The organism is Martelella mediterranea, from assembly GCF_021021415.1.
In the GTDB taxonomy this organism is placed as follows: Bacteria; Pseudomonadota; Alphaproteobacteria; order Rhizobiales; family Rhizobiaceae; genus Martelella; species Martelella mediterranea_C.
On record NZ_JAINWJ010000013.1, the window covers coordinates 38426 to 51985 of the forward strand.

Annotated in this window: 12 protein-coding genes; 7 read left to right on the forward strand and 5 right to left on the reverse strand. The window is 62.5% G+C overall.

Going from position 1 to position 13560, the window contains the following annotated elements; translation table 11 throughout:
* Window positions 1–117 precede the first annotated feature (117 nt).
* Window positions 118–609 (forward strand): Hsp20 family protein, encoded by a 492-nt coding sequence (locus tag K7H91_RS10425; protein ID WP_230720167.1) that lies wholly within the window; start codon window positions 118–120, stop codon window positions 607–609.
* 58 nt (window positions 610–667) lie between these two features.
* Here the strand turns inward: K7H91_RS10425 and K7H91_RS10430 are convergent, their stop codons facing one another.
* From K7H91_RS10430 to K7H91_RS10450, 5 genes are all read right to left on the reverse strand, one after another.
* The gene (locus K7H91_RS10430; RefSeq protein WP_230720168.1) at window positions 668–1234 is read right to left on the reverse strand and encodes a DoxX family protein; all 567 of its coding nucleotides are present in this window, start codon (window positions 1232–1234) and stop codon (window positions 668–670) included.
* Complete coding sequence (locus K7H91_RS10435) at window positions 1234–2028, reverse strand: DNA-binding domain-containing protein (protein WP_230720169.1); 795 nt, start codon at window positions 2026–2028, stop codon at window positions 1234–1236. Before K7H91_RS10435 ends, K7H91_RS10430 begins: the two co-directional genes overlap by 1 nt.
* The gene (locus K7H91_RS10440; protein ID WP_230720170.1) at window positions 2021–2914 is read right to left on the reverse strand and encodes a DUF692 domain-containing protein; all 894 of its coding nucleotides are present in this window, start codon (window positions 2912–2914) and stop codon (window positions 2021–2023) included. Before K7H91_RS10440 ends, K7H91_RS10435 begins: the two co-directional genes overlap by 8 nt.
* Before the next feature lie 50 nt (window positions 2915–2964).
* The gene (locus K7H91_RS10445; RefSeq protein WP_230720171.1) at window positions 2965–3264 is read right to left on the reverse strand and encodes a DUF2282 domain-containing protein; all 300 of its coding nucleotides are present in this window, start codon (window positions 3262–3264) and stop codon (window positions 2965–2967) included.
* A gap of 194 nt (window positions 3265–3458) precedes the next feature.
* A complete protein-coding gene (locus tag K7H91_RS10450; protein ID WP_230720172.1) occupies window positions 3459–4505 on the reverse strand; it encodes a threonine aldolase family protein in 1047 nt (348 codons plus the stop codon).
* Window positions 4506–5080: 575 nt separating this feature from the next.
* Between K7H91_RS10450 and gltB the strand changes: the two genes are divergently transcribed.
* The 6 genes from gltB (at window position 5081) to galU (ending at window position 13414) form a co-directional block, all read left to right on the forward strand.
* Window positions 5081–9805, forward strand: a complete 4725-nt coding sequence (gene gltB, locus K7H91_RS10455; RefSeq protein WP_419197473.1) for a glutamate synthase large subunit — start codon at window positions 5081–5083, stop codon at window positions 9803–9805.
* A 58-nt stretch (window positions 9806–9863) separates the two neighbouring features.
* The gene (locus K7H91_RS10460) at window positions 9864–10130 is read left to right on the forward strand and encodes an antitoxin (RefSeq protein WP_230720173.1); all 267 of its coding nucleotides are present in this window, start codon (window positions 9864–9866) and stop codon (window positions 10128–10130) included.
* Window positions 10131–10132: 2 nt separating this feature from the next.
* A complete protein-coding gene (locus K7H91_RS10465; RefSeq protein ID WP_230720174.1) occupies window positions 10133–10534 on the forward strand; it encodes a type II toxin-antitoxin system VapC family toxin in 402 nt (133 codons plus the stop codon).
* Between the two features lie 45 nt (window positions 10535–10579).
* Window positions 10580–10903 (forward strand): heavy metal-binding domain-containing protein, encoded by a 324-nt coding sequence (locus K7H91_RS10470; protein ID WP_230720175.1) that lies wholly within the window; start codon window positions 10580–10582, stop codon window positions 10901–10903.
* Between the two features lie 13 nt (window positions 10904–10916).
* Entirely contained in the window at window positions 10917–12371 is a 1455-nt protein-coding gene (locus K7H91_RS10475; protein ID WP_230720176.1) for a glutamate synthase subunit beta, read from the forward strand.
* 155 nt (window positions 12372–12526) lie between these two features.
* On the forward strand, window positions 12527–13414 hold the full coding sequence (gene galU, locus K7H91_RS10480; protein WP_230720177.1) for a UTP--glucose-1-phosphate uridylyltransferase GalU: 888 nt from the start codon (window positions 12527–12529) through the stop codon (window positions 13412–13414).
* The last annotated feature ends 146 nt before the right edge of the window (window positions 13415–13560 follow it).

Sequence of the window (13560 nt, forward strand, 5' to 3'; positions counted from 1 at the left end):
AAATCCCAGATAAATCGCGTCGGACGCCGAAGCTCGGGTCCGTAACCGTTCCAGGCAATCGCCGGTCTCGGGATTGCCGGGAATATACCGCAAACGCGTCGCTCAAAGGAGGACAACATGCGTAACGTCGATTTTTCGCCCCTTTATCGTTCCACTGTCGGTTTCGACAGGCTTTTCAACCTGCTTGATACCGTAGGCCAGCCCGAACAGGCCCCCACCTATCCGCCCTACAATATCGAGCGCACAGGTGAAAACGACTACCAGATCACCATGGCCGTCGCCGGTTTCGGCGAAAACGAACTCTCGATCGAAGCCCATGCCAACGTGCTGACGGTGCGTGGCGAAAAGGCCGAGGAAGAAGCCAATGACGGTCGCGAATATCTCTATCGCGGCATTGCCAAGCGCGCCTTCGAACGCCGGTTCCAGCTCGCCGACCACATGGAAGTGCGCGGCGCCAGCCTGAAAAACGGCATCCTGCATGTGGAGCTTCTTCGCAACATCCCCGAAGCCATGAAGCCGCGCCGGATCGCGATCGAAACCCGTGATGGCGACCAGACCAGGATGATCTCCGCCGATGTCGGCAAGAACAGTGAGAAAACCGCGGCCTGATCAGCGCGGTTAAGATGAACCGGCGGCGCTCCTCACACGAGGGGCGCCGTTTTTGTGTCTATCGCCTGCAAAGGACGCGGCCCGCCAAGCCGTCCACGGAGATGAGCCCGGGGCCGTGGATGACCAGATAGGCGAGCGGAAACAGCCATAGCAGGCGTTGGTCCAGGATGACGGCGTCGGGGAAGCGGTCGAACAGCACGCCGATGGTCTCCGGCCCGACCTGGTGGACGGTGATGTCGACCACGGTCTGAACGGCGATGAAGATCGCCATGACGAGCGCTGCGAGCCTCGTCAGCACGCCGAGCATCACCATCAGCGGCAGCAGGAATTCGGCATAGGTGCCGAGATAGACCACCAGATGCCAGAAGAACGGCACCTGGGCAATGTCACCGTCGGCGGCCTCCACGGCCGGTAGCGCGATCTGGTAATAGGCGCTGTCGCGCACCATGAAGAAGCCGGCGAACCCGGGCCCGACCTTCGTCAGCGCCGAATTCAGGAAATAGAACCAGAGCGTGGCGGCGAAGACGAAGCGGGCGAGCAATCCGGGCAGCCAGAAGGCCAGGCCCCGCTCGAGGGCTTTGGCGGTGCCGCTGTAAAGCCCGCAAAGGCGATGGGCAAGGTTCATCAAGGGGCATCCTCCGGGCTTATTTCGGCGAATGCGCCGGTGGTGAGCGCCAGCGCAAAGGCCGAGGAGAGATCGAAGCCGTCATCGTCGGCACCTGCGCGCTCGGCTGCCTCGCCGATCGGTTCGCCCTCGAACAGCGCCTTCACGAAGGCGGCATCGCCGGGCGTGACGCGGTGGACAGCGACATCGTAATGCGGACGGGCGATCAAGGCGGTTTCGGCGGGCGAAGGGTCAAGGCCCTTCAGGCTTTCCCCGGCCTTTGTTCTGAGAAAGATGCTGGCTGCGGCGGAGCCGAGCTCCAGAAGCCGGGCGGCGGGATGGGGCGAAAGCCGCGTTGCCATCAATGCCTCCGGATCGCGCGACAGAAGCGTTTCGGGTGGAAGCGGCGGGCAGTCGGCGGCGTGATAGGCGTCGAGCCAGGCCCGCTCCAGCCTTGCCAGATCGGCGAGAAAGAACAGTCGTCGCGCCGGTTCGAAGCCGGCCACGAAATCCGGAAAGTCGCGGCCGTATTCGGCAAGGATCGGCGAGCGGGGCGGGTTTTCCGCCAGAAATTCAAGCGCCATGGCATCGAAAAAGCGTGGACCGGCGACCTGCCGCGTCACCGGAAAGATGTCCGCGAGCGCGCTCTTCAGGCTCATCGCCACATTGTTGCGGTAGACCGCGTAGCGCTTGTCGGCTTGCCCGCCGAGCGGGTTGATCACGCCGTCCGGCACAGCGGCGTCAGGCCGCATCAGGCTTGCGGCGAACGCCGGAAAGCCGGCCGCTATGGCTTGCGTCTTCGCCGGCTCAGCCATGACGCGCCCCCAGCAGGGAGCGGCCGGCATGGTCTGCAATCATCGCGTCGGCGATCTTCGCCTCGCGCTTCAGCACCGGCCAGTCGGGCACGTCATTGTCCCATTCGATCAGCGTCGGGAGCGGGCCGGCCTGTTTCAGCACGAACTCATAAAGCCCCCAGACGGCATCGGCCACCGGCCGGTCATGGGCGTCGATCAGCAGCGGCGCACCGTTGTCGTCGCTGTCCTCGGCATGGCCGGCGAGATGGATCTCGCCGACGCGTTCCAGCGGATAGGCCTTCAGATAATCTATGGCGTCAAAGCCGTTGTTGATAGCGGAGACGTGCACATTGTTGACGTCGAGCAGCAGGCCGCTGCCGGTGCGCCGGGCGATCTCGTCCAGGAATTCGGTCTCGGGGATCGCGCTTTCGGCAAAGGCGACATAGGTGGACGGGTTTTCGAGCAGGATGGTCCGCCCGATGGCGCTCTGGACCTCATCGACATGGGCAGCGACCAGTGCCAGCGTCTCCTCGGTATAGGGCAGCGGCAGCAGGTCGTTGTAATAGGCGCTTTCATGGGTCGACCAGGCGAGATGCTCGGAAACCAGGCCGGGTTCGTAACGCTCCACCACCCGTTTCAGCCGGGCAAGATGGGCGGGATCGAGCCCGCCGGGCGCGCCGATCGACATGCCGACGCCGTGGATCGACAGCGGAAAATCGGCGCGCATGCGGGTCAGCACGCGATGCGGATGGCCGCCTGCGCCCATGTAGTTTTCCGCATGCACTTCGAGAAAGCCGATGCGATAGCCGTCTTCGAGGATGGCATCGGCATGGGCGGTCTTGAAGCCGGCGCCGGCGCGGGCGGGAATGGCGCCATGATTTTCGAATTTTCTGGATATCGCGTTCATCGTCGCCTCCGGGAACAATACCGCCGGCGCGGGGACGCCGGCGGCGGGGCTCACATGGCCGGCATGTCGCGGTCGAGCGGCTCCAGCGAGCCCATCCGGTCGCCCGGCAGCATCATCTCGGTGCAGGTGCCCTCCTCGACATATTTCCAGGCATTGCCCTGGTAATCGACCTTGGAGGTGCCGGCGCAGGTGGTGCCGGGGCCGGCGGCGCAATCGTTCTGGCCGGCCATGGCAACGCCGTAGCATTTGACGTTGGCGGCCTGCGCGGGGGTGGTGGCGGCAATCGTGCCGGCGGCGACGGCGAGTGCGCCGGCAAGTGTTGCCGCGCTGAATTTTGAAGTCTTGGACATGAAGCTCTCCTCTTCATCGGTTGTAAGCAAGGTCGGCCTTGCGTGATGAAGTGTGGCAAAGAGGCGCTTCAACTGGAAATCAATGGCGCGTCATCATCCCCTCACGGTGGATGACCGGTCCGTGATAGGGGCGTGACTGCCGGAGTGGGGGGTAATCCTGGCCGGTGGAGGCCGATGTCGGTCCCCGGCTTGGCCTAAAGAAACGACACGAAGCGGTCGATTTCCTGTTCTTCGGTCGAAAAGCTGGTGACGCAGCGGATCAGCGCTTCGCCTTCGCCGATGAGATCCGGCTGGTCGGCGGGCGTTGGCCAGTTGTGGAACTGTGCGCCGGCCTTGCGGGCGGCGTCCGCCGCTTCCTCCGGCAGGATGATGAACACTTCGTTGGTGGCGGTCTCCCAGGCAAGCCGTGCGGTCTTTGCCGCGCGGAAGGCCTGGCGCATCCGCTCGGCCATGGCGTTTGAGTGGCGGGCGAGATCAAGCCAGAGCCCGCCTTCGAGATAGGCGTCGAACTGGGCGGAGATGAAGCGGGTCTTGGAAAACAGATGGGCCGCGCGCTTGCGGATGAACGGCATGTCGCGGGCCTGGTCGGGGTTCATGAACACGATCGCCTCGGCGCACCAGCAGCCATTCTTGGTGCCGCCGAAGGAGAGAATGTCGACGCCACGCTTCCACGTCATCTCGGCGGGCGTGACGTCAAGGGCAGCCAGCGCATTGGCAAAGCGCGCGCCGTCCATGTGGACCGGCAGGCCATGCGCCTTCGCCTCGGCGGTGATCGCGTCGATCTCGTCCAGCGCATAGACTGTTCCGACCTCGGTGGACTGGGTCAGCGAAACCGCCATCGGCTGGCCGTGGTGGATGAAATCGGCCGGGAAGCGGCCGATCATCCGCCGGAGTGCTGCCGGATTCATCCTGCCGTTTTCGCCCGAAACCGTGGCCAGCCTGCCGCCGCCGGTGAAATATTCCGGCGCGCCGCCCTCGTCATTGGCGATATGGGCGTCCTTGTGGCAGAACACCACGCCACCCGGACGGCCGACGGAGGAAAGCGCCAGCGAGTTGGCCGCCGTACCGGTGCCGACGAAGAACACCGCGACCTCGCGCTCGAACACATCGTTGAACTTCGCCTCGATCTTGCGGTCGAGCGCGCTCGTGCCATAGGCGTTGGCGTAGCCGGATTGTTCGCGCATCAGCGCAGCGCCGATGGCGGGGTGGGCGCCGGACCAGTTGTCGGAAGCAAAGAACATGGCGGAAAACCTCATATCTTGGGATGCTTCGGATATCGGGGAAGAGAGCTGGCTTTGTAAAGGGCGGCCATGGAAAAAGCCGCGCGGGCGAGGGATGACGGAAAGATTGCGCGATTGGGGCCGACAGGCGTGGATTCTGCCCGAAAATGGCCTCTTTCTTTCACGAATTACGAATACCGACAGGTGGGCGTAACTTTATTGCGCTGGCGGCGGTCTTTCGGTAATTTTTGCTCGCCTTGGCCGGGCTGGCGTTGTGATTTTGCTTGCCAGTTTGTGTTGTTTCTGGCATGAAGTGCAGATAGGACAGTTATGCTGTCCTATTTTTGTGTCTGGCACGATTGCCGCCGAGGGGCTGACGTCATACCGCTTTGGGTTTATAATGGCCCTTTCGGACGACGGAAAGCTTCCGCGTCTTATCAGTCAGGACACGGCCGGTCGGTTTTCCATGACGGTTGTTCATGGTTTCCGCTTCGGACTTAAGTGAAATTGATGGCAGGCCGGAGAGGGACGATCGTCCTGGCTCGCCTGTGTGCCCCGGCTTCGCCTGCATCCGGCAGGATTTTAGGAGATCTTGAATGACGAAGATGACGCCCATAGCGCTTGATGGTGCACCGGTCACTGAGCTTGCCTCCGTGGCGACCGAAGCCAAAGCAGCTACCGGTCGTCGCCCCAAACGTCAGGGTCTTTACGATCCCCGCAACGAGCACGATGCCTGCGGCGTCGGCTTCATCGCCCATATGAAGGGCGAGAAGTCGCACCAGATCGTGCGCGACGGCCTGTTCATCCTGGAAAACCTCACCCATCGCGGCGCTGTCGGCGCCGATCCGCTGATGGGCGATGGCGCCGGCATGCTGATGCAGATCCCCGACCGCTTCTTCCGCGAGGAGATGGCCAAGGAAGGCGTCACCCTGCCGAAGGTCGGCGAATATGCCGTTGGCTATTTCTTCATGCCGCGCGACGAGGCCCGGATTGCCCATTACAAGGCGATTATCGAGAAGGTGATCGTCGACGAGGGGCAGAGCTTCCTCGGCTTCCGCGAGGTGCCGGTCGACAATTCCACGCTGTCGAAGGCCCCGGATATCGCCGCGACCGAGCCCTATCATCTGCAGGTGTTCATCGGCGCCGGCCAGCGCGCCCATTCGCAGCAGGAATTCGAGCGCCGCCTGTTCGTGCTGCGCAAGGTGATCTCGAACACGATCTTCTCCGAAAGCCCGGAGGCGACCGAGGATTTCTATGCCGTGTCGATGTCGTCCTCGACCATCGTCTACAAGGGCATGTTCCTCGCCTATCAGGTCGGCGCCTATTACAAGGATCTGTCCGATCCGCGGTTCGAATCGGCGGTTGCGCTCGTGCATCAGCGGTTTTCGACCAACACCTTCCCGTCCTGGAAGCTGTCACACCCGTACCGCATGGTCGCCCATAACGGCGAGATCAACACGCTGCGCGGCAATGTGAACTGGATGGCGGCGCGTCAGGCCTCGGTGTCCTCGCCGCTGTTCGGCGAGGATATCTCCAAGCTGTGGCCGATCTCCTATGAGGGCCAGTCGGATACGGCCTGTTTCGACAACGCGCTCGAATTCCTGGTGCAGGGCGGCTATTCCATGGCGCACGCCGTGATGATGCTGATTCCGGAAGCCTGGGCCGGCAACCTGTCGATGAGCCCGGAACGCAAGGCGTTCTACGAATACCACGCCTCGCTGATGGAGCCGTGGGACGGCCCCGCAGCCGTCGCCTTCACCGATGGCCGCCAGATCGGCGCGACGCTCGACCGTAACGGTCTGCGTCCGGCGCGTTATCTGATCACCAAGGATGACCGGATCATCATGGCCTCCGAGGCCGGCGTGCTGCCGGTGGAAGAGGAAAACATCGTTGCCAAGTGGCGGCTCCAGCCGGGCAAGATGCTGCTGATCGACATGGACAAGGGCCGGATCGTCTCCGATGAGGAGATCAAGTCGGAACTTGCCGGCATGCACCCCTATCAGGACTGGCTCGGCCGCACCCAGCTGATCCTTGAGGACCTGAACCCGGTGGAGCCCCGTGCTCTGCGCCGCGACGTGTCGCTGCTCGATCGCCAGCAGGCCTTCGGCTACACCCAGGAAGATACCAAGATCCTGATGTCGCCGATGGCGACGACCGGCCAGGAAGCGATCGGCTCGATGGGCACCGATACGCCGATTTCGGCGATGTCGGACAAGTCGAAGCTGCTCTACACCTATTTCAAGCAGAACTTCGCCCAGGTCACCAACCCGCCGATCGACCCGATCCGCGAGGAACTGGTGATGAGCCTGGTCTCGTTCATCGGCCCGCGTCCCAACATTCTCGATCACGAGGGCGCCTCGCGTGAAAAGCGTCTTGAGGTGCGCCAGCCGATCCTGACCAATGGCGATCTCGAAAAGATCCGCTCCATTGGCCATACCGAGGACCGGTTCGACACCAAGACGCTCGACATCACCTATGGCGTCGAACAGGGCGCCGAAGGCATGCCGGCGATGATCGACCGGCTGTGCGAGCGGGCGGAAGCCGCCGTGCGCGGCGGTTATAACATCATCGTGCTGTCGGACCGCCAGATCGGCCCGGACCGGATCGCGATCCCGGCGCTGCTGGCGACCGCCGCCGTGCACCACCACCTGATCCGCAAGGGGCTTCGCACCTCGGTCGGCCTCGTGGTGGAATCGGGCGAGCCGCGCGAAATCCATCACTTCTGCTGTCTTGCGGGCTATGGCGCGGAGGCGATCAACCCCTATCTCGCCTTTGACACGCTTGCCGACATGCACGCCAAGGGCCTGTTCCCGCAGGAGGTCGATGCCGGCGAAGTGGTCTATCGCTTCATCAAGGCGGTCGGCAAGGGCATGCTCAAGGTCATGTCCAAGATGGGCATTTCGACCTATCAGTCCTATTGCGGCGCGCAGATTTTCGACGCGATCGGCCTGTCCTCGGAATTCGTCGAACGGTTCTTCTTCGGAACCGCCTCGATGATCGAGGGCGTCGGCCTCACCGAGGTGGCGGAAGAAACCGTGGCGCGTCACGCCTCCGCCTTCGGCAAAGACCCGGTGCTGTCGTCGACGCTCGATATCGGCGGCGAATATGCCTACCGCATGCGCGGCGAGGCCCATGCCTGGACGCCGGATGCGGTTGCCGAGCTGCAGCATGCCGTGCGTGGCAATGCCCGTGATCGCTATGATGCCTTCGCGAAGATGGAAAACGCCACGGCGCTGCGCATGAACACGATCCGCGGCCTGTTCCGCATCAAGAATGCCAGCGAGATCGGCCGCAAGCCGGTGCCGCTTGAAAATGTCGAGCCGGCGTCCGAGATCGTCAAGCGGTTCTCGACCGGAGCGATGTCGTTCGGCTCGATCTCGCGCGAGGCCCACACCACGCTTGCGATTGCCATGAACCAGATCGGCGGCAAGTCGAACACCGGCGAGGGCGGCGAGGAATCGGATCGCTATCTCAAGCTGCCTGATGGCTCCTATCCGCGCGAGCGTTCGGCCATCAAGCAGATCGCGTCCGGCCGTTTCGGCGTAACGGCCGAATATCTGGTCAATGCGGATATGCTGCAGATCAAGGTGGCGCAGGGCGCAAAGCCCGGCGAAGGCGGTCAGCTGCCCGGCCACAAGGTCGATGCGACGATCGCAAAGACCCGGCATTCGACGCCGGGCGTCGGCCTGATTTCCCCGCCGCCGCACCACGATATCTATTCGATCGAGGATCTGGCGCAGCTGATCTACGACCTGAAGAACGTCAATCCGACGTCGGATGTCTCGGTCAAGCTGGTGTCCGAAGTGGGCGTCGGCACGGTTGCCGCCGGCGTTGCCAAGGCGCGCGCCGACCACATCACAATCTCGGGCTTCGACGGGGGCACCGGCGCATCGCCGCTGACCTCGCTGAAGCATGCCGGCAGCCCCTGGGAAATCGGCCTTGCCGAAACCCAGCAGACGCTGGTGCTGAACGGTCTTCGCTCGCGCATCGCGCTGCAGGTCGATGGCGGGCTGAAGACCGGCCGCGATGTGCTGATCGGCGCAATGCTCGGCGCCGACGAGTTCGGCTTCTCGACTGCGCCGCTGATCGCGGCCGGCTGCATCATGATGCGCAAGTGCCATCTCAATACCTGCCCGGTGGGCGTCGCGACCCAGGACCCGGTCCTGAGGAAGCGCTTCAAGGGCGCGCCGGAACACGTCGTTAACTACTTCTTCTTCGTGGCCGAGGAACTGCGCGAGCTGCTGGCCGAACTCGGCTTCACCAGTCTCAACGACGTTATCGGCTCTGTCGAACTGCTCGACAAGGACGAGGCGATCGCGCACTGGAAGTCGAAGGGCCTCGATTTCTCGAAGATCTTCCACAAGGTGCCCGCGCCCAAGGAAGCGACCTTCTGGACCGAGCGCCAGAAGCACCCGATCGACGACATTCTCGACCGCAAGCTGATCGCCGAGGCGATGCCCGCGCTGGAGAACAAGGAAAAGGTGACGATCGAGACCGTGATCAAGAATGTCGACCGCTCCGCCGGCGCCATGCTTTCGGGCGAGGTCGCCAAGCGCTGGAACGAGAAGGGCCTGAAGGAAGACACGATCACGGTCAAGCTTACGGGCACGGCCGGCCAGTCCTTCGGCGCGTTCCTCGCAAACGGCGTGACCTTCGATCTCGTCGGCGATGGCAATGACTATGTCGGCAAGGGGCTTTCCGGCGGCAAGATCATCATCCGTCCGCCGGAAAACACGCCGATCGTGCCGGAGGAATCGATCATTGTCGGCAATACCGTGCTTTACGGCGCGACCTCGGGCGAATGCTATTTCCATGGCGTTGCCGGCGAGCGGTTTGCGGTGCGCAACTCCGGTGCGGCCGCCGTTGTCGAAGGCGTCGGCGACCATGGCTGCGAATACATGACCGGCGGCATCGTCGTCGTGCTCGGCCAGACGGGCCGCAACTTCGCGGCCGGCATGTCGGGCGGCGTCGCCTATGTGCTCGATGAGGATGGCGGCTTTGCCGACCGCTGCAACATGGCCATGGTCATGCTGGAGCCGGTTCCGGAGGAAGACGACATGCTCGAAAAGCTCCACCATCATGGCGGCGACATCATGCACAAGGGCCGCGTCGACGTTTCCGGCGACATGACCCGGCATGACGAGGAGCGCCTCGTGCGCCTGATCACCAACCACCTGCTCTACACCGGTTCCGGCCGCGCCAAGGCGATCCTGGACGACTGGGCGCATTACCGCCCAATGTTCCGCAAGGTCATGCCGGTCGAATATCGCCGCGCTCTGGAAGAGATGGAGCGCATGCGCATGGGCGTGGCGGCGGAGTGATTGTTGCTGCGAAATGCCTGTGATATGACATTGTCATATCACAGGTGTGGAGGCTGAAATGTCCAACCGTATCACCAAGGAAAGAAAGTCCCGCATTTTCATGAATGGCCGCAGCCGCGCCGTGCGAATTCCAAGCGAGTTCGAACTGGAAGGCGACGAGGTTATCATCAGACAGGAAGAGAGCGGCCTGATCACGATCGAGCCGGTAAAGAAGAAGATGACGCCGCGTGAGGTTATCGCGTGGCTTCGCGCTGAGCCGCCTCTGCCGGAAGATGAATGGTTGCCGGAGATCGAAGACCTGCCGCCGCGGGACGTCGATCTTTAGAAATGAGGTATCTGCTGGATACAAATGCGATATCGCATGCGCTGAAATTCCCGGCCGGACCGGTCGGCCGGAGATTGTTCGAGGAAGATGCCGACGCGCTGTGTACCAGTATCGTCGTGGTGGCCGAGCTTCGGTTCGGTTATATGAGACGGGGCTCCGAGCGGCTCAAAAGGGATGTCGAGACGCTGGTTGGCAGTCTGGATATCCTGCCATGGGAGAGCCCGGCAGAGTGGAAATATGCCGAACTGCGACTGGCGCTTGAAAGGGCCGGCACGCCGATCGGCCAGATGGACATGCTGATCGCCGCCCACGCGCTTGCGCTCGATGCGGTGGTGGTGACGGCGAACGAGAGAGAATTTTCGCGGGTTCCCGGCCTCAAGGTCGAGAACTGGGAACGTGATTAGAATTTGGACGAGCCGCAAGGCTCCGGTTGAAACCGAGGTGTCGCAATGCTGATTTCCACCACGAATACGCTCGAGGGCCATAAAATCGTTGCCTATAAAGGCATCGTCACGGGCGAGACCATTCTCGGGACCAATATTTTCCGGGATTTTATGGCTGGTATCCGCGATATCGTTGGCGGGCGCTCGGCGGCCTATGAAAGCTCGTTGCGCGAGGCGCGCGAAACCGCCTATGCGGAAATGGAACATCAGGCGGAGCGCCTTGGCGCCAATGCCGTCATCGGGGTCGATCTCGACTATGAAAACATTACCTCCGACCGCGGAACCATGCTGATGGTATCGGTTTCCGGCACTGCGGTCGTCATCGAGTAGTTCAGGAAAAATCATGGGTAAAGTTACAGGTTTCATGGAAATCGACCGGCAGGTCGCGAAGTATCAGCCGGCCTCCGATCGCATCCGTCATTTCCGCGAATTCACGATCCCGATGTCGGACCCCGAGGTGCAGAAGCAGGCGGCCCGCTGCATGGATTGCGGCATTCCCTATTGCCATGGCCCGACCGGCTGTCCGATCCACAACCAGATTCCGGACTGGAACGATCTGGTCTATAACGGCAACTGGAAAGAGGCGATCGCCAACCTGCATTCGACCAATAATTTCCCGGAATTCACCGGCCGCGTCTGCCCCGCGCCCTGCGAGGAGGCCTGCACGCTGAATCTCGAGGACATTCCGGTTGCGATCAAGACGGTCGAGCAGGCGATTGCCGACAAGGCCTATGAGCTGGGCTATATCGTGCCGCAGCCGGCAACGGTGAAGACAGGCAAGAAGGTCGCCGTCATCGGCTCCGGCCCGGCCGGCATGTCGGCCGCACAGCAGCTTGGCCGCGCCGGCCACGAAGTCCACCTCTATGAGCGCGAATCCAAGCCCGGCGGGCTGCTTCGTTATGGCATTCCGGATTTCAAGATGGAGAAGAACTTCATCGACCGCCGCGTCGAACAGATGCGCGGCGAGGGCGTGGAGTTTCACTGCGGCGTCAATGTCGGCGTCGATATCACGGTTGACCAGCTTCTCGCCGAACACGACGCCGTGCTCTACTGCGGCGGCTCGGAAACGCCGCGCGCCTCCGGTATCGGCGGCGGCGATCTGCATGGCGTGCATGACGCCATGCCGTTCCTGGTGCAGCAGAACCGCCGCGTCGGTCGCGAAAACATCGACTCAACCGGCTGGCCATCCGAGCCGATTCTGGCCGGCGGCAAGCATGTCGTGGTTGTCGGCGGCGGCGATACCGCGTCCGACTGTGTCGGCACCGCCTTCCGTCAGGGCGCCGTCAAGGTCACCCAGCTCGATATCCGCCCGCAGCCGCCGGAGAAGGAAGACAAGCTCGCCGTCTGGCCGTTCTGGGCCACCAAGATGCGCACCTCGTCCTCGCAGGCCGAAGGTGCCGTGCGCGAGTTCCAGGTCGCGACGCTGGAATTCGTTGGCGAAGACGGCGTGCTCACCGGCGTGAAATGCTGCCATGTGGATGAAAAGCGCAAGCCGATCCCCGGCACCGAATTCGTCATCAAGGCCGATCTCGCCTTCATCGCCATCGGTTTCCGCGGCCCGTTCAAGAGCGGCGTTCTCGCCGATCTCGAAGGCCGGCTGACCCTCAACACCGACAGCCGCGGCTCGGTCAACGTCGTGGCCAGCGACAGCGACTACAAGACCTCGGTCGACAAGTTCTGGACGGCGGGCGACGTGCGCCGCGGCCAGTCGTTGGTGGTCTGGGCGATCCGCGAGGGGCGGCAGGCGGCGCGCGCCATCGACGAGGCGCTGATGGGCGAGACCCTGCTGCCGCGGTGATGCCGCAGGTCCGCTCCCGGTAGCGGGCTGGCCTTTTTTGATAAATTTATGCGAGGGGCGGCGGCTTGATTGCGCTGCCCCTTGTCTCTTGCTAGACCTGAACAATATTGCCAGAGTTCATTTGTTTTCGATGATTGCCTATAAAGGAGAGGGGCTTGGCTCAGCATAAGAAGGTTCGCAAGGCAGTGCTTCCGGTCGCGGGGCTTGGCACGCGGTTTCTTCCCGCCACCAAGGTGGTGCCGAAGGAAATGTTGCCGGTGGTCGACAAGCCGATCATCCAGTATGTGGTCGATGAGGCGATCGAGGCGGGGATCGAGCATTTCGTGTTCGTCACAGGCCGCAACAAGAACGTCATCGAGGACTATTTCGATATCCAGTACGAGCTGGAATCGACGCTGAAGGCCCGCAACAAGAATGCCGAGTTGAGCCTGCTTTCGAGCCTTCTGCCGAAGGCCGGCACCTCCACCTTCACGCGCCAGCAGGAGCCCCATGGCCTCGGCCACGCGGTCTGGTGCGCGCGCGAGATCGTCGGCCAGGATCCGTTCGCGCTGATCCTGCCCGACATGGTGATGGATGCCGAGACGCCGTGCCTGAAGGGCATGATGGATGTCTACGAAGTCGCCGGCGGCAATGTCGTCTCCGTCGAGGAGTGCGATCCCGAACAGGCGCATAAATACGGCATTGTCGGCGTCGGCGAGGCGGTGGGCAGCGGCTTCAAGATTACCGAAATGGTGGAGAAGCCCGAGAAGGGCACCGCGCCGTCGAATTATTTCATCAATGGCCGTTACATCCTGCAGCCGGAAATCTTCCCGATCCTGGGCAAGACCGAACGCGGCGCGGGCAACGAGATCCAGCTTACCGATGGCATGCTGACGCTCGCCAGGGAGCAGGATTTCTACGGCTACAAGTTCGACGGCCAGACCTTCGACTGCGGCTCCAAGGAAGGCTTCATCATCGCCAATGTCGCGCTCGCCCTGAAGCGCGACGATATCCGTCCGAAGGTGGAAAACGAGCTGAAGGCGCTGATTTCGGCGTTGAAGTAGTCCGTAGCGCCGGTTGAGGATTGCACGATTGAGGGTTTCGAGAATTGAAAGGGCCGGTCACTGACTGGCCCTTTCAATTTGGTGACAAACGTCTCCTCACATTCCGTGTCATCAACTCTGTTTGATGGTTTGGTCTCTGATCCTTG

What these genes read in the sequence shown, in the direction of transcription:
- K7H91_RS10460 (WP_230720173.1), top strand. Translation starts at nt 9,864, where the DNA reads ATGTCCAACCGTATCACCAAGGAAAGAAAGTCCCGCATTTTCATGAAT.
- K7H91_RS10445 (WP_230720171.1), bottom strand. Translation starts at nt 3,264, where the DNA reads ATGTCCAAGACTTCAAAATTCAGCGCGGCAACACTTGCCGGCGCACTC.
- K7H91_RS10435 (WP_230720169.1), bottom strand. Translation starts at nt 2,028, where the DNA reads ATGGCTGAGCCGGCGAAGACGCAAGCCATAGCGGCCGGCTTTCCGGCG.
- K7H91_RS10470 (WP_230720175.1), top strand. Translation starts at nt 10,580, where the DNA reads ATGCTGATTTCCACCACGAATACGCTCGAGGGCCATAAAATCGTTGCC.
- K7H91_RS10425 (WP_230720167.1), top strand. Translation starts at nt 118, where the DNA reads ATGCGTAACGTCGATTTTTCGCCCCTTTATCGTTCCACTGTCGGTTTC.
- K7H91_RS10465 (WP_230720174.1), top strand. Translation starts at nt 10,133, where the DNA reads ATGAGGTATCTGCTGGATACAAATGCGATATCGCATGCGCTGAAATTC.
- gltB (WP_419197473.1), top strand. Translation starts at nt 5,081, where the DNA reads ATGACGAAGATGACGCCCATAGCGCTTGATGGTGCACCGGTCACTGAG.
- K7H91_RS10440 (WP_230720170.1), bottom strand. Translation starts at nt 2,914, where the DNA reads ATGAACGCGATATCCAGAAAATTCGAAAATCATGGCGCCATTCCCGCC.
- K7H91_RS10475 (WP_230720176.1), top strand. Translation starts at nt 10,917, where the DNA reads ATGGGTAAAGTTACAGGTTTCATGGAAATCGACCGGCAGGTCGCGAAG.
- K7H91_RS10430 (WP_230720168.1), bottom strand. Translation starts at nt 1,234, where the DNA reads ATGAACCTTGCCCATCGCCTTTGCGGGCTTTACAGCGGCACCGCCAAA.
- K7H91_RS10450 (WP_230720172.1), bottom strand. Translation starts at nt 4,505, where the DNA reads ATGTTCTTTGCTTCCGACAACTGGTCCGGCGCCCACCCCGCCATCGGC.